At 75.3% G+C, this 20,971-nt stretch carries 19 protein-coding genes; 10 read left to right on the top strand and 9 right to left on the bottom strand.

Annotated elements, in window-relative coordinates:
* Positions 1 to 78: 78 nt before the first annotated feature.
* Positions 79 to 1,104, bottom strand: a complete 1,026-nt coding sequence (locus ACF0H8_RS16645) for an isopenicillin N synthase family dioxygenase (protein ID WP_395289996.1) — start codon at positions 1,102 to 1,104, stop codon at positions 79 to 81.
* Positions 1,105 to 1,930: 826 nt separating this feature from the next.
* Entirely contained in the window at positions 1,931 to 3,385 is a 1,455-nt protein-coding gene (locus tag ACF0H8_RS16640; RefSeq protein ID WP_395289995.1) for a helix-turn-helix domain-containing protein, read from the bottom strand.
* A gap of 131 nt (positions 3,386 to 3,516) precedes the next feature.
* Between ACF0H8_RS16640 and aceA the strand changes: the two genes are divergently transcribed.
* Positions 3,517 to 4,872, top strand: coding sequence for an isocitrate lyase (gene aceA / locus ACF0H8_RS16635; RefSeq protein ID WP_395289994.1), 1,356 nt, complete (start codon positions 3,517 to 3,519; stop codon positions 4,870 to 4,872).
* Here the strand turns inward: aceA and ACF0H8_RS16630 are convergent.
* Entirely contained in the window at positions 4,844 to 5,053 is a 210-nt protein-coding gene (locus ACF0H8_RS16630; RefSeq protein WP_395289993.1) for a hypothetical protein, read from the bottom strand. The genes aceA and ACF0H8_RS16630 overlap by 29 nt on opposite strands.
* 169 nt (positions 5,054 to 5,222) lie before the next feature.
* Here ACF0H8_RS16630 and aceB point away from each other — a divergent pair, with 169 nt between their 5' ends.
* From aceB to ACF0H8_RS16615, 3 genes are all read left to right on the top strand, one after another.
* Positions 5,223 to 6,806, top strand: coding sequence for a malate synthase A (gene aceB, locus ACF0H8_RS16625; RefSeq protein WP_395290913.1), 1,584 nt, complete (start codon positions 5,223 to 5,225; stop codon positions 6,804 to 6,806).
* A 313-nt stretch (positions 6,807 to 7,119) separates the two neighbouring features.
* A complete protein-coding gene (locus ACF0H8_RS16620) occupies positions 7,120 to 7,479 on the top strand; it encodes an ArsR/SmtB family transcription factor (protein WP_395289992.1) in 360 nt (119 codons plus the stop codon).
* On the top strand, positions 7,476 to 7,961 hold the full coding sequence (locus ACF0H8_RS16615) for an SRPBCC family protein (RefSeq protein WP_395289991.1): 486 nt from the start codon (positions 7,476 to 7,478) through the stop codon (positions 7,959 to 7,961). Before ACF0H8_RS16620 ends, ACF0H8_RS16615 begins: the two co-directional genes overlap by 4 nt.
* Here ACF0H8_RS16615 and ACF0H8_RS16610 read toward each other — a convergent pair.
* Positions 7,915 to 9,096 (bottom strand): phosphatase PAP2 family protein, encoded by a 1,182-nt coding sequence (locus ACF0H8_RS16610; RefSeq protein ID WP_395289990.1) that lies wholly within the window; start codon positions 9,094 to 9,096, stop codon positions 7,915 to 7,917. The genes ACF0H8_RS16615 and ACF0H8_RS16610 overlap by 47 nt on opposite strands.
* Before the next feature lie 939 nt (positions 9,097 to 10,035).
* On the opposite strand from ACF0H8_RS16610, the gene ACF0H8_RS16605 reads away from it, so the two are divergent.
* From ACF0H8_RS16605 to ACF0H8_RS16590, 4 genes are all read left to right on the top strand, one after another.
* Complete coding sequence (locus ACF0H8_RS16605; protein ID WP_395289989.1) at positions 10,036 to 10,932, top strand: ABC transporter ATP-binding protein; 897 nt, start codon at positions 10,036 to 10,038, stop codon at positions 10,930 to 10,932.
* Positions 10,933 to 10,996: 64 nt separating this feature from the next.
* Entirely contained in the window at positions 10,997 to 11,530 is a 534-nt protein-coding gene (locus ACF0H8_RS16600; RefSeq protein ID WP_395289988.1) for a hypothetical protein, read from the top strand.
* 21 nt (positions 11,531 to 11,551) lie between these two features.
* Entirely contained in the window at positions 11,552 to 12,520 is a 969-nt protein-coding gene (locus tag ACF0H8_RS16595; RefSeq protein ID WP_395289987.1) for an ABC transporter permease, read from the top strand.
* Positions 12,412 to 13,392 (top strand): EamA family transporter, encoded by a 981-nt coding sequence (locus tag ACF0H8_RS16590; protein ID WP_395290912.1) that lies wholly within the window; start codon positions 12,412 to 12,414, stop codon positions 13,390 to 13,392. The genes ACF0H8_RS16595 and ACF0H8_RS16590 overlap by 109 nt, the downstream gene beginning before the upstream one ends.
* 40 nt (positions 13,393 to 13,432) lie before the next feature.
* Here ACF0H8_RS16590 and ACF0H8_RS16585 read toward each other — a convergent pair whose 3' ends face one another.
* On the bottom strand, positions 13,433 to 14,272 hold the full coding sequence (locus ACF0H8_RS16585) for a carbohydrate deacetylase (protein WP_395289986.1): 840 nt from the start codon (positions 14,270 to 14,272) through the stop codon (positions 13,433 to 13,435).
* Between the two features lie 255 nt (positions 14,273 to 14,527).
* Between ACF0H8_RS16585 and ACF0H8_RS16580 the strand changes: the two genes are divergently transcribed.
* Positions 14,528 to 15,112 (top strand): putative glycolipid-binding domain-containing protein, encoded by a 585-nt coding sequence (locus ACF0H8_RS16580; protein WP_395289985.1) that lies wholly within the window; start codon positions 14,528 to 14,530, stop codon positions 15,110 to 15,112.
* A 116-nt stretch (positions 15,113 to 15,228) separates the two neighbouring features.
* Here the strand turns inward: ACF0H8_RS16580 and ACF0H8_RS16575 are convergent, their stop codons facing one another.
* A complete protein-coding gene (locus ACF0H8_RS16575; RefSeq protein WP_395289984.1) occupies positions 15,229 to 16,086 on the bottom strand; it encodes an RDD family protein in 858 nt (285 codons plus the stop codon).
* A gap of 19 nt (positions 16,087 to 16,105) precedes the next feature.
* Between ACF0H8_RS16575 and ACF0H8_RS16570 the strand changes: the two genes are divergently transcribed.
* Positions 16,106 to 17,101, top strand: a complete 996-nt coding sequence (locus ACF0H8_RS16570; protein ID WP_395289983.1) for a stage II sporulation protein M — start codon at positions 16,106 to 16,108, stop codon at positions 17,099 to 17,101.
* 84 nt (positions 17,102 to 17,185) lie between these two features.
* Here the strand turns inward: ACF0H8_RS16570 and ACF0H8_RS16565 are convergent, their stop codons facing one another.
* The 3 genes from ACF0H8_RS16565 to ACF0H8_RS16555 all read right to left on the bottom strand — a co-directional run bounded on the left by ACF0H8_RS16565 (position 17,186) and on the right by ACF0H8_RS16555 (position 20,824).
* Complete coding sequence (locus ACF0H8_RS16565) at positions 17,186 to 18,217, bottom strand: polysaccharide deacetylase family protein (protein ID WP_395289982.1); 1,032 nt, start codon at positions 18,215 to 18,217, stop codon at positions 17,186 to 17,188.
* Between the two features lie 343 nt (positions 18,218 to 18,560).
* A complete protein-coding gene (locus ACF0H8_RS16560; RefSeq protein ID WP_395289981.1) occupies positions 18,561 to 19,853 on the bottom strand; it encodes a DUF58 domain-containing protein in 1,293 nt (430 codons plus the stop codon).
* The gene (locus ACF0H8_RS16555) at positions 19,853 to 20,824 is read right to left on the bottom strand and encodes an AAA family ATPase (protein ID WP_395290911.1); all 972 of its coding nucleotides are present in this window, start codon (positions 20,822 to 20,824) and stop codon (positions 19,853 to 19,855) included. The genes ACF0H8_RS16560 and ACF0H8_RS16555 overlap by 1 nt, the downstream gene beginning before the upstream one ends.
* Between the last annotated feature and the right edge of the window lie 147 nt (positions 20,825 to 20,971).

The raw sequence follows: 20,971 nt of genomic DNA, 5'->3' as shown, positions 1-20,971 counted from the left end.
CGGAAGCGGCGAGCGGGTGGCCTCTCGGTGCTCGTTCAGATCGGGCGCCCAGATCGGGGCGCGGGGATCTCGGCGTGCTCAGATGCCCAGGCGCCGGGCGAGCTCGCGGTGGTGCCGTTCGGTGACGACCGGGTGGCTGCGGAACCACATCTTCAGGGCGTTGAGGCCGTAGGTCTGATAGATGCGGTTGTGCTCCTGGAGCTCCACCCCGGGGGCCTCGGCGGCCAGCTCGGCCGGCAGGTCCCAGGGGTTGAACGTGGTGCTCAGGCCGGGGTTGAAGAAGTAGGGCACGGAGATCCGGTCGCCCTCGCCGGGGCGCGAGACCACGCGGTGGTTGGTCGCGCGCAGGTAGCCGTCGGTGGCGGCCTCGAGCATCTCGCCGATGTTGATGATCAGGGCGTCCTCGACGGGCTCGGCCTCGATCCACCGGCCGTCCTTCTCGACCTGCAGGCCGCCCTTGCCCGGCTCGACGAAGAGCAAGGTGAGGAAGCCGAAGTCCTTGTGCTCGCCGACGCCCTGGTCGTGCGCGGTGTCCGGCGCCTCGGGGTACCGGACGATCTTCAGGCGGCCGTCGGGCTCGCGGAAGTCGTCGTCGAGCAGGCCTGGGTCCTGGCCCAGGGCCACGAGCCAGGCGTGCAGCAGGGTGCGGGCCACGCGCTCGTTGTGCCGCACCCACTCCTCGACGACCGCGCGGAACCTGGCCGGCTCGGCGGGCCACTGGTTCGGGCCGTCCAGCACCGCCCACGGCTCCTGCTCGGTGGCCGGGCGCGGCGCGGTCTCCGGGCCGACGTCGACCTGCTCGCGCCAGTCGCGGGCACCCGCGGTGAACTCGTCGCCGACCCGGCTGTAGCCGCGGAAGTGCGGGCTGTTCAGCTTCTCGACAGCCAGCTTCTTCTCGTCGGGAAGGGCGAAGAACTCGCGGGCGACGCTGACGAGGTCGCCGCTGAGCTCGCGGGGGATGCCGTGGCCGACGAGGTAGAAGAACCCGAAGTCGCGGGTCGCCTCGCGCAGTCGGTCGTGGAACGCGCCGGCGGTCGCGGGGTTCGCGGCGTCGCGCAGGTCGATGACGGGCAGCGTCGGGGCGGGTGCGGACAGGGTGGTCATGATTCCTCCGGGAATGCGAATGGGGATGCGAATGGGAACGGGATGGGCGGGCAGCCATGAGGTCTGCTCGATGGATCTGCCCGATGGACGGGTAAGGGAGAGCCGGCGGGCGGGTACGGCTCGGCGTGCCGGGTGCCGGGTGCCGGGTGCCGGGTCGCGGGATGCGCGGAGGGCGTTCGGGAACCCAGCCGGTGAGGCGTGACGCGGCGCCTGCTACCGCGGCGAGTCCAACGCCGGCCAGGTGCGGCTCGCCGTAACGGCGAGGGCATCAGCTGCGGCGCTGACCGCCAGGTGCGGTGCGGAGCGGCCGAGGACCGGCCGCCGGCGCCTGGGCCCGAGCGGTGCGCCCGTGGCCGCCCGGTGGGCGCGGCGTGCGGGATCAGCTGGGGTGTGGGTGCTGCGGCGGGGGCGGCGGACGGCTCAGCGCAGGGCGCGGGGGAGCGGCGTCACGCCCGACAACAGAGGCGCTCGGGCAGGCAGGAGAGGGGACGCACGGCGCCAGTCGCCGCGCTCCGGGTGCCAGATGCCTCACGCATGGTCGGGGACGCTAGCACGGAGCCCGCCGTCCATAAAAGGGCGCCGCCAGATTGTGGACGCACAGGCGGCCGCTGCCGCCTCGCAGCACGCCGAGGGCGCCTGGACACGTCGAGGGAGCCTTTTGCAAGAGGGGCCATCGACGTGTCGCGGCGCCCTCGCCGACGCGGCGCCCTCGACGACGAGGCGGAAGGCGGGCGCGCGGGAGAGCGCCCGGCTCCGGCGCCGGGGGCCGGCCCAGCCCGCGGGAAGCCCGCGCCGGGGGCCGGCCCAGCCCGCAGGAAGCCCGAGGCTACGGACCGGCCGGGGCACTGTGGCGGTCGAGGAACTCGTAGACCTCGGTGTCGTCGACGCCGGGAAAGGTGCCGGGCGGGACGGCGGCGAGCAGGTGGGAGTGGGCGCGGGCGCTGGGCCAGGCGTGCGTGCGCCACCGTGCCTCCAGCCCCGCCGGCGGCCGGCGGCAGCACGCCGGGTCCGGGCAGGACGAGCGGGCCCGCACCGTCGTCTCCCGCCCCTGGAACCACTTCGCGTGCGCGAACGGCACGCCGACGTCGATGGCGAAGTCGCCGTCGGCGGTGCGCTCGACGTGCGTGGTGCACCAGTACGTGCCCCGGGCCATGTCCGTGTACTGGTAGTGCGTCGCGTACCGGTCCGGGTTGGCGAACACCCGCCGCGAGGCCCAGTACCGGCAGACGATCTGCCCCTCGATGGCGCCGGTGACGTCGGTGGGGAAGGTGACGTCGTCGTTCTCGTAGGCCTTGTAGATCACCCCGTCCTCGCCCACCCGCATGAAGTGCACCGGCAGGTCCAGGTGCTCGGTGGCGAGGTTGGTGAAGCGGTGCGCCGCCGTCTCGTAGGAGACGGCGAAGACGTCGCGAAGGTCGTCGATGGCCAGGGCCTTCTCCGCCTTGGCCCGGCGGAGCATGTCCACCGCGGGCCGCTCCGGCATGAGCAGCGCGGCCGCGAAGTAGTTGGCCTCGACCCGCTGGCGCAGGAAGTCCGCGTACCCGGCCGGCTCGGGATGGTCGAGGGCGAAGTGGCCGAGGGTCTGCAGCACGATGGTGCGCGGGTCGTGCCCGCCGCTGGGGCTCACCGGCAGGAAGATCCGGCGGTTGCGCAGGTCCGAGACCGACCGGGTGGCCCGCGGCAGGTCTGGCACCCGGTGCAGCGTGAAGCCCAGGTGCGCCGTCACCGCCGCCAGCCCGCGCTCGGTCAGCGGGCCGGCGGTGTGCCCCACGGCGTCGGAGATCCTCGCGGCCAGGGCCTCGATCCCGGCGAAGTAGTTGTGGCGGGCGCGCATGTGCTGGCGGAGCTCCGCGTTGGCCCGCCGCGCCTCCTCGGGGGTGGCGGAGCGGATGGTGGCGCGCCGTTCCAGCTCGGCGTGCAGCCCCACGAGCGCCTCCAGCGCCTCGGTGGGCAGCTTCGCCCCCGCCCGCACCCGGGGCAGCCCCAGCGCCGCGTACTCCGGCCGCCCCTGCGCCTCGGCCAGCGCCAGCTCCAGCGCGGCCCGGCGCGACGGCGGCTCGGGCTTCATCAGGTCCGCCACCGTGGCGTCGAGCTCCCGCGCGATCGCGCTCAGCAGGGCCAGGCGCGGCTCCCGCCGGCCGTTCTCGATCTGGGACAGCAGCGACGGCGCCCGCTCCACCCGGTGGGCCAGCTCGGCCAGCGTCAGGCCGGCGGCCTGCCGGGCGTGCCGGATGCGCCGGCCCAGGGTGGGCAGGTCGACCGCGGGCTCCGTCGTCGTCATTTCTTCTCCATCAGTGAAGAACGGCTGAACTTCACCGAGGGTAGCGGTGGAAGTGACCTACGTCACGGCGCCAGAGTGCAGTTGTCCGGAAGTTCACCGGGGCACCGCAGCCCCCGAAACGAGGAGCCGAGATGACCAGCACGATCAGCCCGACCGTCGCCACCGAGAGCCGGCCGAGCGGGGTGGGGGAGCGCATCCGCGCCGAGGCGGCCGCGCTCGCCGAGCAGTGGGCCACCGACCCGCGGTGGGCCGGGATCTCCCGCACCTACACCGCCGAGGACGTGGTGCGCCTGCGCGGCACCGTGCGCGAGGAGCACACCCTCGCCCGCCGCGGCGCCGAGCGGCTGTGGGAGCTGCTGCACACCCGCGAGTACGTCCACGCCCTGGGCGCCATCACCGGCAACCAGGCCGTGCAGATGGTGCGCGCCGGGCTGGAGGCCATCTACCTCTCCGGCTGGCAGGTCGCCGCCGACGGCAACACCTCCGGCAACACCTACCCCGACCAGTCGCTCTACCCGGTCAACTCCGTGCCCACCGTCGTGCGCCGGATCAACAACGCGCTGCTGCGCGCGGACGAGATCACCTACTCCGAGGGCCGCGACCCCGGCCACGACTGGCTCGCCCCCATCGTCGCCGACGCCGAGGCCGGCTTCGGCGGCCCGCTCAACGCCTTCGAGCTGGCCAAGGCGCTCATCGCCGCCGGCGCCGCGGGCGTGCACTACGAGGACCAGCTCGCCTCGGAGAAGAAGTGCGGCCACCTGGGCGGCAAGGTCCTGGTGCCCACCGCCCAGCACGTGCGCACCCTCAACGCCGCCCGCCTGGCCGCGGACGTGCTCGGGGTCCCCACGCTGATCGTCGCCCGGACCGACTCGCTGGCGGCGAACCTCATCACCTCCGACATCGACGAGCGCGACCGGGAGTTCACCACCGGCGAGCGCACCGCCGAGGGCTTCTACCGCACGACGCCGGGCCCCGACGTCGTCGTCGCCCGCGCGCTGGCCTATGCCCCGTACGCCGACCTGCTGTGGGTGGAGACCTCGACGCCGGACCTGGGCCTGGCCCGCCGGGTCGCCGAGGCGGTGCACGAGAAGCTTCCGGGCAAGATGCTCGCCTACAACTGCTCGCCGTCGTTCAACTGGAAGAAGCACCTCACCGACGCGGAGATCGCCGCCTTCCAGCGCGAGCTCGGCGCCCTGGGCTACAGGTTCCAGTTCATCACGCTCGCCGGCTTCCACCAGCTCAACTACGGCATGTTCGAGCTGGCCCGCGGCTACGCCGAGCGGGGCATGAGCGCCTACGTCGAGCTGCAGGAGCGCGAGTTCGCCGCCGAGCCGCGCGGGTACACCGCCACCAAGCACCAGCGCGAGGTCGGCACCGGCTACTTCGACCTCGTCGCCACCGCCCTGAACCCCGACAGCGACACCCTCGCGCTGCGCGGGTCCACCGAGGAGGAGCAGTTCACCACCGACGAGAGGACACGGTCATGACCGCCACCGGCCCCATCACCCCGCTGTCCGTCGCGCCGCCGCGGCGCAGCGCCGCCAGCCCGCTGCGCGTGGCGCCCAGCGCGCCGTCGCCGTCCTCCACGGGGGTGCCCGCGCCGGCGGGCGCCCGGGCGGTCACGTCAGGCGCGGCGTCGGTGAGCGCGCCGGCCTCGACGGGCACCACGTCAGGGGAGGTCCCTGCGTCGGTGCGCGCGCCAGCCTCGGCCGTCCCCGTCCCCGTCCCCGCGCCCGCGTCGGCGTCTACCGGCGCCCCGGCGCCGGTCACGGCCCGCTCGTCGGGCGCGACCCCGCTCGCCGCCACGGCCGGGACCCTCACCGCCCGCGCCTCCCGCGTGGAGGTGCGCGGCCCGGGGGTGCCGGGCCAGGAGGAGATCCTCACGCCCGAGGCGCTGGAGTTCCTCGCCGAGCTGCACACCCGGTTCGCGCCACGCCGGGCGGACCTGCTGGCCGAACGCCAGGACCGCCGTCGCCGCCTGGACGACGGCGGCACGCTGGACTTCCTGCCCGAGACCGCGCGCGTCCGCGAGGACCCGACGTGGCGGGTCGCCCCGCCCGCGCCGGGCCTGGTGGACCGCCGCGTGGAGATCACCGGCCCGACCGACCGGAAGATGTCCATCAACGCCCTGAACTCCGGGGCGAAGGTGTGGCTCGCCGACCTCGAGGACGCGAACACCCCGCACTTCGCCAACGTCGTGGGCGGCCAGGTGAACCTGCGCGACGCGGTGCGCCGCGAGATCACGTTCACCTCGCCGGAGGGCAAGCGCTACGCCCTGCGCGACGGCGAGCTGGCCACCGTCGTCGTGCGGCCCCGCGGCTGGCACCTCACCGAGAAGCACCTGCGGGTCGGCGGGCAGGTCATGGTCGGCGGCCTGGTGGACTTCGGCCTGTACTTCTTCCACAACGCGGCCGAGCTGCTCGCCCGCGGGTCGGGGCCCTACTTCTACCTCGCCAAGCTGGAGAGCCACCTCGAGGCGCGGCTGTGGAACGACGTGTTCACGTTCGCCGAGGAGTACCTGGGCCTGGCGCGAGGCACCATCCGCGCGACGGTCCTCATCGAGACGATCACCGCGGCCTTCGAGATGGAGGAGATCCTCTACGAGCTGCGCGAGCACTCCGCCGGCCTGAACGCCGGCCGGTGGGACTACATCTTCTCGGTGATCAAGAACTTCCGGAACCGGCCGGGCTTCGTGCTCCCGGACCGCGCCGACGTCACCATGACGGTGCCGTTCATGCGGGCCTACACCGAGCTGCTGGTGCGCACCTGCCACCGGCGCGGCGCCCACGCCATCGGCGGGATGTCGGCGTTCATCCCGTCCAAGGACCCCGAGCGGGACGCCGTCGTCTTCGCCAAGGTGCGCGAGGACAAGGGCCGGGAGGCCGACGCCGGGTTCGACGGCTCGTGGGTCGCCCACCCCGGCATGGTCGCCGCCGTCCGGGAGGTCTTCGACGAGGTGCTGGGCGAGCGCCCCAACCAGCTCGGCCGGCTCCGCGAGGACGTCTCGGTGAGCGCCGGGCAGCTGCTCGACGTCGCGGCCACGCCCGGCGCGGTCACCGCCGGGGGCCTGCGCACCAACGTCTCCGTGGCCCTGCGCTACCTCGAGGCCTGGCTGGGTGGGCGCGGCGCCGTCGGCATTTTCGGGCTCATGGAGGACGCCGCCACCGCGGAGATCTCCCGGTCGCAGGTGTGGCAGTGGCTCCGCCACGGCGTCACGCTCGACGACGGCCGCCCGGTCACCGAGGGTCTGGTGCGCACGGTCCTGGAGGAGGAGCGGCGCCGGCTGCTGGGGGAGGCCGGCGACGACGCCGCTGGTGCCGCCCGCGTCGAGCAGGCCGCCGACCTGTTCGCCGAGGTGGCGCTCGCGGAGGAGTACCCGACCTTCCTCACCGTGCCCGCCTACGCCTGCCGGGTGGACTGACCGGCGTCGGCCCTGCGCGGAGCGGCATCCCGCGCGGAGCGCGTGCACCGCGCGGGCGGCACCCCGCCGAGGGCGGCCGCGCAGGGCGGCACCCCGCCGAGGGCGGCCACGCAGGCGGCACCCCGCAGAGGCGCGTCGAAACGGCGAGCGCCGGTCTTACAACGCCGGCGTTCGCCGTCTTGACGCGCGGTCGATGGCCGGGATGCCGGATGACGGCTGTCCGGCCAACTGTCTTCAACCGAATGGTTGTCTACACTTGCCCGCCGACGTAGCGTTGTCTGCAACCGGATGGTTGAGGACGAGGAGGTTCCCGGTGGGCGAGGACCGGCTGTCGAGGGCGTTCGCGGCGCTCGCGGACCCGACCCGGCGCGACATCGTCGCCCGGCTCTCGGTGGGGGACGCGACGGTCGGCCAGCTGGCGCAGTCCTACGACGTGACCGTCCAGGCGGTCTCCAAGCACGTGCGCGTGCTGCAGGACGCCGGCCTGGTCAGCCGCAGCAGGGACGCCCAGCGGCGCCCCTGCCACCTCGAGGCCGAGGTCTTCGACCTGATGACGAAGTGGATCGAGCGGTACCGGCGGCAGGCCGAGGAGCGGTTCCAGCGCCTCGACGCCGTGCTGGCCGAGATGGACGACGAGCAGGGCACCAACAACCGACGAGGAGCGGCATCATGAGCGCCACCACCCACGAGACCCGCATCGAGGCTGACCCCCAGCTGCCCACGGTTCGCATCATCCGCGACTTCGACGCACCGCGGGAGCGCGTCTTCCGCGCCTGGGTCGACCCGGACCTGGTCACCAGGTGGCTCGGGCCGAAGGACCTGGAGCTGCGCATCGACGCCTGGGAGTGCCGCACCGGAGGGTCGTACCGGTACGTCAACGTGCAGGACGGCGAGGTCGTCGCGTCCTTCTACGGCTCGTTCCACGAGGTCCGGCCACCCGAGCGGCTGGTGCAGACCTTCACCTACGAGGGCTGGCCCGACGGCGTCTCGCTGGACACGGCCACGTTCGAGGACCTCGGCGACGGGCGGACCCGGGTGACGATCCTGTCCGTGGTCGACTCCATGGAGGGCCGGGACGCCATGCTCGCGAGCGGCATGGAGGTCGGCGTCAACGAGGGCTACGAGAAGCTCGACGCGATCCTCGCTGAGGGCTGATGCTGCCGGGCGGCGCGAAGGACCCGCGCGCCGCCCGGCGCCACGCCGCCGCAAACGCCGCCGCCCGGTGCCACGCCGCCGCAAACGCCACGCTGTGGCCCGGCGCCACGCCGCCGCAAATGCCACGCCGTGGTCCGGCGCCACGCCGCCGCAAACGCCACGCCGTGGTCCGACGCCACGCCGCCGCAAACGCAACGCCGTGGTCCGACGCCACGTCGTCGCCCGACCCCTCGTGTGACGCCCCCGACATCACCCGCGATTCTCCGCCCTGGGGCGGAATTGCGGGCCCCGCCGCCCCGCTAGGGTGCGATCCATGCCCCCCGTTCTCGCGCGCGCCGCGGCGCCCGAGCGGCTCAACGCCTGGCTCAACGACCCGCACGACCCGCTCTGGGAACGCCCCGCGCACCGCGGAGGCGACCGCCGCGAGCCAGGCGGTGCCAAGCGCCCAGCCGCCCAGCACGTCGGTGGCCTCGTGCACGCCCAGGTACACCCGGGTCAGCCCGACGACGGTGGCGACCGCCGCCCCCAGGCCGATGGCGGCCGCCCGCCCTCCCCGGCCGCGCGCGAGCCGGCAGGCCATGAGGGCCAGCGCACCCCACACCGCCGCGGCTGTGGTGGCGTGGCCGGAGGGGAACGAGTAGCCCAGAGCGGCGACCAGCCCCTCGTCCGGCCGCGGCCGCGCCACGAGCAGCTTGATGAGCTGCGCCAGCAGCGTCGCCCCGGCGAGCGTGACGCCGAGCAGGACGAGCGGCCGCCAGGAACGCACCCGCCGGTGCGCCGCCACCCCGACGGCCACGCACAGCAGGGCGAGCAACCAGGCACTGCCCAGCCACGTGACGGCGGCCATGACGGTCGTCAGCCACGGCGTGCGCAACCCGACGGCGACCCGGGCGGCCGGGTCGTCCAGCCCGGTCAGCGCCTCCCGGCCGACGACCTCCTGGGTCACCGCGCCGAGCGCCGCTCCGGCGAGGAAGAGCACGACCAGCGACGCTGCAAGCGCCGCACCGCGCACGCGCACCGCCTGAGGGCGCGACGGCGCCGCCGGGGCACGACCGGCCTTGGGCGGCTCGCTCCCGCGCCCGTTCTTCGGCTCGCTCTCGCGCCCGTCCTCTCGCTTGAAAACTCCGTCATGCATTGCCTGACGGATCTTTCGCGATGCAGGGGCGAGGCGCCAGAGCGCCGGGCGGCTCGACCGGCCTTCGCGACCGCTCCGCCGATGGAGCTCGGCCGCCGGCCAGGTGGGCCGCGCCCGCTCCGCCGGGCGAGCCGCGCCGCTCCGCCGTCAGGAGCCGATGCTCGCCGTCGGGCTTGCGCGGTGGCGTCTCTGGGTGACGTTCGTCAGGAATAGCCTGACGGAACTACACCAGGGCGCGAGGGATTGACCGACGGCGGAGCCGAGCGAGCCGCGACCGCTTCGCCGTCGGGAGCCGACGCTCCGCCGATGGGTCGCGTCCGCCCGGCCAGCTGAGCCGCGCCCGCTGCGCCGTCAGGAGCCGACGCTCCGCCGTCGGGCTTGCGCGGTGGCGTCCCTGGGTGACGTTCGTCAGGAATAGCCTGACGGAACTACGCCAGGGCGCGAGGGATTGACCGACGGCGGAGCCGAGCGAGCGCGCCCGCTCCGCAGATGGCGCGCGCCCGCTAGCCGAGCGGGCCGCGCCCGCTCCGCCGTCGGGAGCCGACGGTCCGCCGTCAGGAGCCGACGCTCCGCCCTCGGGCTTGCGGTGGCGTCTCTGGGTGACGTTCGTCAGGAATAGCCTGACGGAACTACACCAGGGCGTGAGGGATCAGGTGACGGTGGAGCCGAGCGAGCCGCGACCGCTCCGCCGTCGGGAGCCGGCGCTCCGCCGATGGGCCGCGCCCGCCGGCCAGGTGGGCCGCGCCCGCTCCGCCGTCAGGAGCCGACGCTCGGCGATGGAGCCCGGGCGATCCGCCGTCAGGAGCCGACCCTCCGCCGTCGGACCGCGCCCCCTCCGCCGTCGGGGGGAACGGCGGGCCGCCTGCAGTTCAGCCCCGGGGCGGAAGCCCCGGACCACCCCGATTCCTAGGCTGAAGGCCGACCGCAGAAGGAGGAAGCATGGCCCAGCAGGCCCCCGCGCTCGAGGTGCGACAGCTCACCCGGCGCTTCGGCGACCACACCGCCGTCGACGACGTCTCGTTCGTCGTCGCGCCCGGCCGCAGGACCGGCTTCGTCGGCGCCAACGGCGCCGGGAAGACCACGACCATGCGCATGATCATGGGCGTGCTCGCCGTCCACGGCGGGGAGGTGCTGTGGGGCGACCGCCCGATCACCGACGCCGACCGCGCCCAGTTCGGGTACATGCCGGAGGAGCGCGGCCTCTACCCCAAGCAGCCGGTGCTCGACCAGCTCGTCTACCTCGGGCAGCTGCGCGGCATGACCCGCCGCGACGCCTCCTCCGAGGCGACCCGCATGCTCGAGCGGTTCGGCCTCGGGGGCCGGACCAAGGACAAGCTGGAGGCGCTCTCGCTGGGCAACCAGCAGCGGGTGCAGATCGTCGCCTCCCTGCTGCACCGGCCCACCGCGCTCATCCTCGACGAGCCCTTCTCCGGCCTGGACCCCGTCGCCGTGGACTCCATGGTGGACATGCTCCGCGACCGCCTGCGCGAGGGCGTGCCCGTGCTGCTCTCCAGCCACCAGCTGGACCTGGTCGACCGGCTGTGCGACTCCCTGGTGGTGCTGTCCGACGGCAAGGTCATGGCCGCCGGCACCGGCGACGAACTGCGGGCCCGCGGGCCGCGCCGCTTCCGCATCACCACCGCCCCCGACGCCGGCTGGCTGCGGGAGGAGCCGGGCGTGCGCGTGGTGGACGTCGACGGCGCCCGCGCCGTCCTCGAGCTCGACGGCCCCGACACGCAGGACCGCGTGCTGCGCCGGGCCGTGGACCGCGGCCTGTCCGAGTTCACCCCCCTCGTCCCCACCCTGTCCGAGATCTACCGGGAGGTCGTCCGATGACCACCACGACCACGCCGCCGCAGCGTGACACCGCCGCCGCCCCGTCGAGGGGCCGGCCGGCGGCGTGAAGAACCCCTGGCTGGTGGTCAGCGTCCGGGAGATCATGGTCAAGCTCACCGACAAGAGCTTCATGCTCTCCACGGCCCTGACCCTGGTGATGATCCTGGCCGGTGTCGGCCTGTCCGCGTACATGGGCAACCGCAGCACCGACCACACCGTGGCCGTCGTGGGCGCGGAGGGGACCGCCGTCGTCGCCGCGGCCGAGTCGGTCGTCGAGGAGGGCGACGACACCCTCGAGGCGACCGAGTTCCCCAACGCCGACGCCGCCCGCGACGCGGTGCGCGCCGAGGAGGTCGACGCGGCGCTGCTGCCGGGCGACGACGGCTGGACGCTCGTCGGCCTGGACGAGGTGAGCACGACCCTGTCCCGGGCGCTGACGGACGGCGTGAGCGCCGTCGTGCTCGAGCGCAACGCCGCGGCGGGCACCACGGTCGCCGAGCTGACCGCCGGCGCCGAGGTCACCACCGAGGTGATCAACGGCGAGGAGCGCGGCCAGCTGGTCGACGCCGTGGGTTTCGTCTTCGCGTTCCTCTTCTAGATGGCCGCGATCGTGTTCGGCATGACCATCGCCAACTCGGTGCTGGAGGAGAAGCAGAACCGCGTCGTGGAGATCCTGGCGACCGCCATCCCGATCCGGCAGCTGCTCTACGGCAAGGTGCTCGGCAACTCGCTGCTGGCCCTGGCGCAGATCGCCCTGTACGCGGTGGTGGGTCTCGTCGCCGTCAACGTCACCGGGGTGGCCGGCGACATCGGCTGGATCCTCAGCGCGTCCGGGTGGTTCATCGCCTTCTTCGTCGCCGGCTTCGCCGCGCTGGCCTCCGTGTGGGCCGTGCTCGGGTCGCTGGCCAGCCGCAGCGAGGACCTGCAGTCCAACACCGGCCCGGTCATCGGCGTCATCCTCGTCGCGCTGTTCGCGGGGCTGTTCGCGGAGGGCACCTGGCTCGTCGCGGCGTCGTACGTGCCGGTCATCTCCTCGGTCGCGATGCCGATCCGGATGCTCGGGGGCGACGTCCCGGTCTGGGAGCCGATCGTCTCCCTGCTGGTCACCGTCGTGGCCGCCTACCTGTTGCTGCGCCTCGGCGAGCGGATCTACCAGCGCAGTGATGCAGGGCGGCACCGCCCTGACGTGGCGGAAGGCGATGAAGCTGGAGGCCTGAGCCCGAGGGCCGGCGCCCGTCACCGTCCTCGGGCGGCGCGGGGCGCCGGCCTTCGTGCTGCCCGGCGTGGCGCTCGCCGCGGCCGGAGGGCCGTCCGGGGCCGGGCGTGCCGGCGGGGTGGGCGGGTGCCTCTAGGCTGTGCCGAGCGTCACCGTTACTGGATCCAGTGGTTGCCGGTCGCCGAGGGCGAGCCGCGGGAGGTGGTGGGATGGAGCCGCACGCGCGGCGGGGCGCCGGGGTGGGCGCCGGGGTGGGCGCCGGCCTGGGCGCCGGGGCGTGGTTCGCGCTGGCCTCGGCCGCGGCGTTCGGCACCTCGGGCGCGTTCGCGAAGTCGCTGCTGGAGAGCGGCTGGTCGCCGGGTGCCGCGGTGACCGTGCGCATCGGCGTCGCGGCCCTCGTGCTGCTGCCCCCCGCCGTCGCGCTGCTGCGCGGGCGGTGGAACCTGCTGCGGCGCAACGCCGGGCTGATCGCCACCTACGGCCTCATCGCCATGGCGGCGTGCCAGCTGTTCTACTTCAACGCCGTCACCACCCTGTCGGTCGGCGTCGCGCTGCTGCTGGAGTACCTCGGCTTCCTGCTGGTGGTGGGCTGGCTGTGGGTGGCGCACCGGCAGACGCCGCGGCGCTGGACGCTGGTGGGCGTCGCCCTGGCCCTCGCCGGCCTGGTGCTCGTCCTCGACGTCACCGGCGGCATGCGGGTGGACGCCGGCGGCGTGCTGTGGGGCCTGGGCGCGGCCGTCGGGCTGGCCGTGTACTTCGTGCTCTCCGCCCGGCAGTCGACCGGGCTCCCGCCGCTGGTCATGGCCGCGGGCGGGATGGTGGTGGCCACCCTCGCGCTCGCCGCGGCCGGCCTCGCCGGGATCATGCCCATGGACCTCGCCACGGAGCACGTGCTGCTCGGCGGCGCTGAGGTGCACTGGGTCGTGCCCGTCCTCGCGCTGGCGCTGATCTCCACCGCGACCGCGTACGCGATGGGCATCGCCGGCACCCGGCGGCTGGGCTCGAAGGTCGCCTCGTTCTTCGGCCTCACCGAGGTGCTGTTCAGCGTGCTCTTCGCGTGGCTGCTGATCGGCGAGCTGCCGCTCCCCGTGCAGCTGGCCGGCGGCGCGCTGATCGTCGCGGGGCTGCTGGCCGTGCGCTACGACGAGCTGCTGGCCGGCCGCCGTGCCGACGGCGGGGCCCCCACGGTCCCGGCGGCGGACGTCGGCGTCGTGGCCCCGCCGGAGGCCGGTCACAGGGACTGACGGCGGCGTCGAGCAGGTCCGCCGCGGCGCCGGCCGCGGCTCACCAGGCGGGGACGAGCTGGATGCCCTCGCGGCGGAGGGTGCGCCGGAAGGCGGGGTCGCGCAGCAGCCGCAGCTCGAAGAGGCGCTTGCGGCCCTCGCCGCCGTGGAGGCGCGCGGCTGCGGCGGCCGGGGCCGGGTGGACGATGAGCTCCGAGACCCCCTCGGGCAGGAAGCGCAGCTGGGTCAGGACGCTCGCGCGCAGCTGGGCGTAGCTGGCCAGCAGCCGCCCCGGCGCCCAGCAGCCGACCATGGTCTCCGGCAGCCGCACGCCCAGGGAGGCGGCGTGGGCGACGGCCTCGTCGTAGCGGCGGCGCGCGCGGCCCCGCCAGAGGACGTCGGCGATGCGGGGCATGCGGCGCGGCAGGCGGAAGCCGAGATCGTGCTCGGCGCTGAAGCGCAGGGCGGTGCTCATCAGCGCCGGGCCCCGGGCGCCATAGAGGCTGCCGGAGTGCGAGTCGAGCGCGGCCGGCCGCAGGCCCTCCCGGTGCATCCAGCCCAGCTGCGCCGTCATCTCCCGCAAGACGTGCTCCGGGGTCACCGCGCTCGCGAAGAGGCGGGGGTCGGCGTGGAAGGAGCCGTCGCCGTCCGTGAGGGAGGGGACGTCCGCCGCGAGCGGCCGCCACGGCCGGAACTCCCGGGCGCTCGTGAGCGTGACGTGGAGCCGAGGAGCGGGGAGGCCCGCGGCGCGCACCCGCTCGACGCCGTCGGCCGCAGCGGGAGCGACGGTCATCAGCGTGGTGGCGGTGACGAGCCCGTCGGACATGAGGTCGACGATGGCCTCGTTCGTCTCGACGTCGAGGCCGAGGTCGTCGGCGGTCACGACGAGCTGGCGGGTCATGCGGGGTCTCCTGTCGGCTGCGGGCGGCGCCCGAGCCCTCGGAGCGTACTGCCGGGCGTGGGCGGCCGCCCTCCGGGCGGTTCTCGCGGTTGCCCGACCGTAACGTCGTGCGCCCCCGGGCGGAACCCCTGCGCCCGAACCGTGGCAGGCACCACTGAGCCGGCCTGCCTACGCCCCCAGGTCCCGGCCCGTCCGGCCGTAGGCTCTTCCGGAGGAGCGCACGATCATGTTCGACGACGACCACCGGGGGCGGCCGTGCCCGCGCTGATCGACCTGCCCACCACCGCTGCGTGGGCGCACGTGGACGCCCGCACGGGCTTCGAGGTCGCCTTCTTCCAGCATCTCGGCGCCGGGTGGCGCCTCGAGGGGGCGACAGCCGCCGTCGAGGACGGCGAGGCGTGGGTGGTGCGGTACCGCATCGAGGTGGACGAGCGGTGGGTCACCCGCCGGGCCGAGGTGACGAGCCAGTCGGCGCTGGGCGTGCGCCATGCGCGGCTGGAGGCCGACGGCGCCGGCCGCTGGCTGGTGGGCGGCGACCGCGCCCCGGCCCTGGACGGCTGCCTCGACGTCGACCTGGAGGCCTCCGCCATGACGAACCTGCTGCCGGAGCGCCGCCTGGCGCTGGAGGTGGGGGAGCGCGCGGGCGCACCGGCCGCGTACGTGCGCGCCCTGGACCTGGAGGTCGAGCCGCTTCCGCAGGAGTACGTGCGGCTGCCCGACGCCGGGAGGCACCGCCGCTACCGGTACAGCTGCCCGACGTTCGCCCTCGCCTGCGACCTGGAGGTGGACGCGGCGGGACTGGTGGTCTCCTACCCGGGGATCGCCCGGCGCGTGCGCTGAGCGACGCCGACGGCGGCGCCTCAGCCGGCGACGCCGTGGGGGAGGCGGCGCCTCAGCCGGCGACGCCGTGGGGGAGGCGGCGCCTCAGCCGGCGACGCCGTGGGGGAGGCGGCGCCTCAGCCGGCGACGCCGTGGGGGAGGCGGCCGATCCGGGCGGCCTCCTCCGCCTCGCGCTGGTGCGCCCGCAGCGCCACCTCGTACTCCCGGTCCCGTCGGGCGACGAGCACGGCGGCGAGGAAGTGCTCCGGCGGCGTGCCCCACGGGGGCGGCGGCGCCACGTACGGCTCGACCTGGGCGGCGAGGCGGGCGCCCAGCTCCGCCCGGGCCGGCGGGGCCATCGACGCGGCGCGCTCGAGAAAGCCGCGGGCGGCTAGGCCCACGCCGTCGGGCAGGGCCCGGATGTCGGCCCCCGCCGCCCACCCGGCCAGCTCGGGCGGCATGACCAGCGGCTGGGGGCGCTTCACCCCGCCGCGCACCCGCACGGCGTAGGTGCCGGCCAGCAGGTCGCCGAGCCGCTTGCCGCGCCGGTTGACCGCGGCGGCGACGATCGCCACGGAGCCACCGGTGATCCACAGCTCGCCCACGCCCACCAGCGCCCGGACGAGGGCGTGGCGCAGGCGGACGGGGCCGCCGTCGTCGCGCACCACCCGGATGCCGGCGGCGAGCTTGCCGAGCGAGCGCCCGCGGGTGAGGGTCTCCACCACCGTGGGCGCGATGACCATGACCGCGGCGAACAGCCCGACCTGCGCCACGCCGAGCTGGGCCTCGTTGAGGGAGCCCACGAACCGGGAGCCCACCACGAGCAGCGCCACCGCGCCGAGGACGTAGGCGACGGCGTCGACGAGCGCGCCGAGGATGCGGACCCCTACGGAGGCCGGGCGCATCTCCAGCGCCACGGCCTCGCCGGTGATGATGAGGTCGTCCTGCAGCCCGGCGCGGGCCAGCGCGCTCTCGGGGCCGGTGGGCGTCCTCACGTGTGGCAGGGTAACCGCTGTGGACACCGACGCCTTCGCCGCCGTGCACGGCGCGGAGTGGGACCGGCTCGAGCGGCTGAGCAAGCAGCGCCGCCTGACCGGCCCAGAGGCGGACGAGCTCGTCCGCCTGTACCAGGCCACCGCCGGTCACCTGTCCGCGGTGCGCACCGCCGCGCCCGACCCGCACCTGGTCGCGCGGCTGTCCGCGCTGCTGGGGCTGGCCCGTGGGCGGGTGGCGGGCGCGCACGAGCTGCGCGTCTCCGACGTCGTCCGCTTCTTCGTGGTCACCCTGCCGGCCGCGTTCTACCGGGTGCGGTGGTGGACGGTCGTGGTGATGGTGCTGTGGGTGGCGCTCGCCGTCGTCGCCGGCTCCTATCTCGCCCGCACGCCCGCCGCGCTGGCCCAGGTGGGCCCGGAGACCGAGCTGGAGCAGTACGCCGAGGACGCCTTCGCCGCCTACTACTCGAACTTCCCCGCGCCGGACTTCGCCGCGCAGGTGTGGACGAACAACGCGTGGATCGCGGCGCAGTGCATCGGGCTGGGCATCACGGGGGTCTTCCCGGCGTACGTGCTCATCCTCAACGCGGTGGGCGTGGGCCAGGCCGGGGCGATCATGGCGGTGTACGGCGACCTGGGGGTGTTCTTCGGGCTCATACTCCCGCACGGGCTCATGGAGCTCACCGCCATCTTCATCGCCGGCGGCACCGGGCTGAAACTGTTCTGGACGGCGCTCGTGCCCGGGCGGCGCACGCGCTCGCGGGCGCTGGCCCAGGAGGGACGCTCGCTGATCACCGTGGCGCTCGGGCTGGTGCTCGTGCTCGCCGTCTCCGGGCTTGTCGAGGGCTTCGTGACGCCGTCGTCCCTGCCCACCTGGGCAAAGATCGCCGTCGGGGCGCTGGTGCTCGCGGGGTACTGGGCCTGCACCCTGGTGCTGGGCCGGCGCGCCGTCGCGGCGGGGGAGACCGGCGACCTCGAGGAGGACCTCGCCGGCCACACCCTCGCCCAGGCGGGCTGAGCGCCGCCTTCGCCACCGTGATCCCGGCGCCAGCTGCCGGCGCATGCGCGGTGATCTCAGCCGTGAACGCGCACCGACCTGGCGTCAGCCGACGAACTCGCGCAGGTTCACGAAGGCGTAACCCTTGGCGCGCAGGTCCTCGATGATGCCGGGCAGCGCATCGGCGTCGAAGGTGGTGCCGTCCTGCGGGTTCGCGCCCACGTGCATGAGGACGATCTGGCCGGGCCTGGCGGCGTCCACGACCCGGCGGCGCACGTGCTCGGCCGTGAGGCCCTTGCTGGTGCCCTGCCAGCCCAGCGAGTCCACCGACCACCGGAACGGGATGTACCCGGCGTCGTTGACCACCCGGATGTCTGCGTCGGTGCGGGCGCCGAACGGAAAGCGGAACAGCGGCTTGGTGGTGCGGCCGGTGAGGGCCGCGATCGAGGCGTCGGCGTTCCGCAGCTCCTCCGCGATCTGGGCGTTCGTCCGGCTCGGGAAGGACGGGTGGGTGTCGGAGTGGTTCCCGATCGGATGGCCGGCGGCCGCCATGGCCCGGACGCCGTCGGGGTAGGCGCGGGCGAACCGCCCGGTCACGAAGAAGGTCGCCGGCACGTCGTACCGGTCCAGCGTGCCCAGGATGGCGCCGACGCCGGCGTCGGACGCGCCACCGTCGAAGGTCAGCGCCACGAGCCTGCGGGAGGTGGGCAGCAGCTCGACGTCTTTGCCTCGCCACGGGGCGGGGATCGCGGAGCCCGGCTGCGGCGCCGCCGTGGTCGGCGGCGGCCCGGCGGTGGCGGACGGCGGAGCGGCGGCGGGACCCGAGGGGGCGCGTGCGGGCGGGCTGGTCGGTCCCTCGGCGGTGCCCTCCGGCGGCGGGCCGCCGTCGGCCGGCGGGGCCGGAGCCCCGGGCGCGCTGGGCGTCCGACCCGGGCCCGGGACCGGCTTGGGCGCGAGCGGGGAGCGGTCCGCCGGAGGGGTCGTGCCGGTCTCCGTGGGCACGACGCCGGGGGTCTCGCCCGCGTCCGACGGGCCCTCGGAACCGATGCTGCAGCCGGCCGCGACGAGGGCCAGGGCGGCGCCGAGCGTCGTCCAGCGGCTCCTCCGCCAGGGTGACGCGGCGGCCCTGCCCGTCATGACGGCATTGTCACCCAGCCGCGCTCGAAGTGGCCAGGCACCCGGCGCTGCAGTTCGGGAACGAGGCCCACGCGGCGCATTCACCCACGGCGCCTCGACACGGCGAGGGCCCACAGCTGCAAGAGGCGCCCTCGCAGTGTCGAGGCGCCGTCGATGCGGCGCAAGGCACTGCGGACGGTAGGCACTCCACGCCCGGGGCAGCGCGACGGACGTTTGTCGCGCTCCGCCGTCTACGCGCGCGCGGCAGCGGAGGCGGGCGGACTACAGGGCAACGGGAAGCACCGCACCGAGCGGGCGCGGCCCCGCGGCCTACAGCGCCCCGCGGCCTACAGCGCCCCGCGCCCTACAGCCGCCCGGCGGCCTTCAGGGCGAGGTACGTGTCCGCCAGCGCGGGTGCGAGGTCGTCCGGGCCGGCCTCGACCACCTCCACGCCGCGGCGCCGCAGCCGCACGGCCACCGCCTCGCGCTCGAGCCCGGTGCGCTCGGCGGCCGCGGCGTCGAACACGGCCTCGGAGTCCGACCGGTCCCGGCGCATGGCCTCCACCTCGGGGTCGGCGGCGGAGGCGAGGACCACGGTGTGGTCCCTGGTCAGCGACGGCGCCACCGGCAGCAGCCCGGCGGCCACCGCCGCGGGCTCGAGGGCGGAGAGCAGCACCACCAGCGCCCGCTGGGACAGCGCGTCCCGGACCACCTGCGTCACGGTGGCCCAGCGCAGCTCGACGAGCGACGGCTCGAGCGGCGCCAGCGCGTCGGCCAGCGCGCCCATCAGGCGGGGTCCGTGCACGCCGGCCACCCGGGCGCGGACCTCGTTGTCGACCGCCACCAGGTCCACCCGGTCCCCGGCCCGTGAGGCCAGCGCGGCCAGCAGCAGCGCCGCCTCGATCTGGGCGTCCAGCCGCGGGGCGTCGCCGAGCCGGGCGGCGGAGAGCCGGGCGACGTCGAGGACGATCAGCACGCGCCGGTCCCGCTCGGGGCGCCACGTGCGCACCACGACGTCGCCGCGGCGGGCGGTTGCGCGCCAGTCGATGGCCCGCACGTCGTCGCCCACCACGTACTCGCGCAGCGAGTCGAACTCCGTGCCCTGCCCGCGCACGAGCACCGCGGCGCGCCCGTCCATCTCCCGCAGCCGGGCGAGGCGGGAGGGCAGGTGCCGGCGCGAGGCGAAGGCGGGCAGCACCCGCAGCGCCGCGGGCGCCGCGTGGGACGCCTGGCGGGCGCCGAGGCCCAGCGGCCCCACCGAGCGGACCGTGACAAGGTCCGCGGGCCGGTCCCCGCGCCGGGTGGGCACCAGCGTGGTCCGCAGGCGGCGCCGCTCCCCGGGCGGGACCACCACCCGGTGCCGGTCGTCCGTGGCGCCCGCCGACGGCGGCCAGGCGTCGCGCATCAGGGCGCGCAGCACCCGGGCGCCCCGGTTGGTCACGGTGAGCGTCGACGTCGCCGGCTCGCCCAGGCGCACCGACCCCGGCACCTCGCGCCGCACGGCCACGCGCCCGGGCGACGCGGCGAGGGCCGCGTCGACGACGCAGAGGATCGCCACCAGCACCACCCACACCCACACGGTCGACCAGCGCGGCCACACCAGGACGGGCAGGGCGCCGGCGGCGGTGAGCACCGCCGCGCGGGTGGTGGGCAGCATCAGCGCGGCACCGGCACCGCGGCGAGCACCCCGGCCAGCACGGTCTCGGCGGTGACGCCCTCGAGCTCGGCCTCGGCGCGCAGCTGGACCCGGTGGCGCAGCGTGGGGTGGGCGAGCGCCTTGACGTCGTCCGGGGTGACGTAGCCGCGCCCGCACAGCCACGCCCACGCGCGGGCCGTGGCGAGCAGCGCCGTCGCCCCGCGCGGGGAGACGCCCAGGGACAGCGACGGCGAGGTGCGGGTGGAGCGCACGAGGTCCACCACGTAGCCGAGCACCTCGGGGCCGACCTGCACGCGGGCCACCTCCGCGCGGGCCGCCGCGAGGTCGTCGGCGCCGGCCACTGGGCGCACGCCCGCGGCGGCGAGGTCGCGTGGGTCGAAGTGGTGGGCGTGGCGGCGCAGCACCTCGATCTCCTCGGCGCGCTCGGGCAGCGGGAGGATGAGCTTGAGCAGGAACCGGTCGAGCTGGGCCTCGGGCAGCGGGTAGGTGCCCTCGTACTCCACGGGATTCTGCGTGGCGACGACCATGAACGGCTCGGGCAGCCGGCGCGGCACGCCGTCGACGGAGACCTGCCGCTCCTCCATGGCCTCGAGCAACGAGGCCTGGGTCTTCGGCGGCGTGCGGTTGATCTCGTCGGCGAGCAGAAGGTTCGTGAACACCGGCCCCGCGCGGAAGGAGAACTCCGCGGTGCGGGCGTCGTACACGAGCGAGCCGGTGACGTCGCCGGGCATCAGGTCGGGGGTGAACTGCACCCGCTTGGTGCCCAGGGACAGGCTCGCCGCGAGGGTGCGCACGAGCAGGGTCTTGGCCACCCCGGGCACGCCCTCGAGCAGCACGTGGCCCCCGCACAGCAGCCCGATCACCAGCCCGGTGACGGCGGCGTCCTGCCCGACGACGGCCTTGCCGACCTCCTCGCGCAGCAGCCCGAGCCGCTCGCGGGCCGGGGAGTGCTGCGCCGCCGGGGCCGCCACCGGCGTGCCGGGCTGGTGGGCGTCGCCCACGACCTGGTGCGCCTGCGCCGGCACGCCCGGCTGGTGCGGCTGCCCGGGGACCGGCTGGTGCGCCTGCGCCCGGGCCGGCAGACCCGCGGGCTGCGCGGCCGGGGACGCCAGCGCGCC

The sequence above is a fragment of the Georgenia sp. AZ-5 genome, assembly GCF_043952095.1.
GTDB lineage: Bacteria > Actinomycetota > Actinomycetes > Actinomycetales > Actinomycetaceae > Georgenia.
This window is presented reverse-complemented; position numbering and strand designations above follow the sequence as displayed.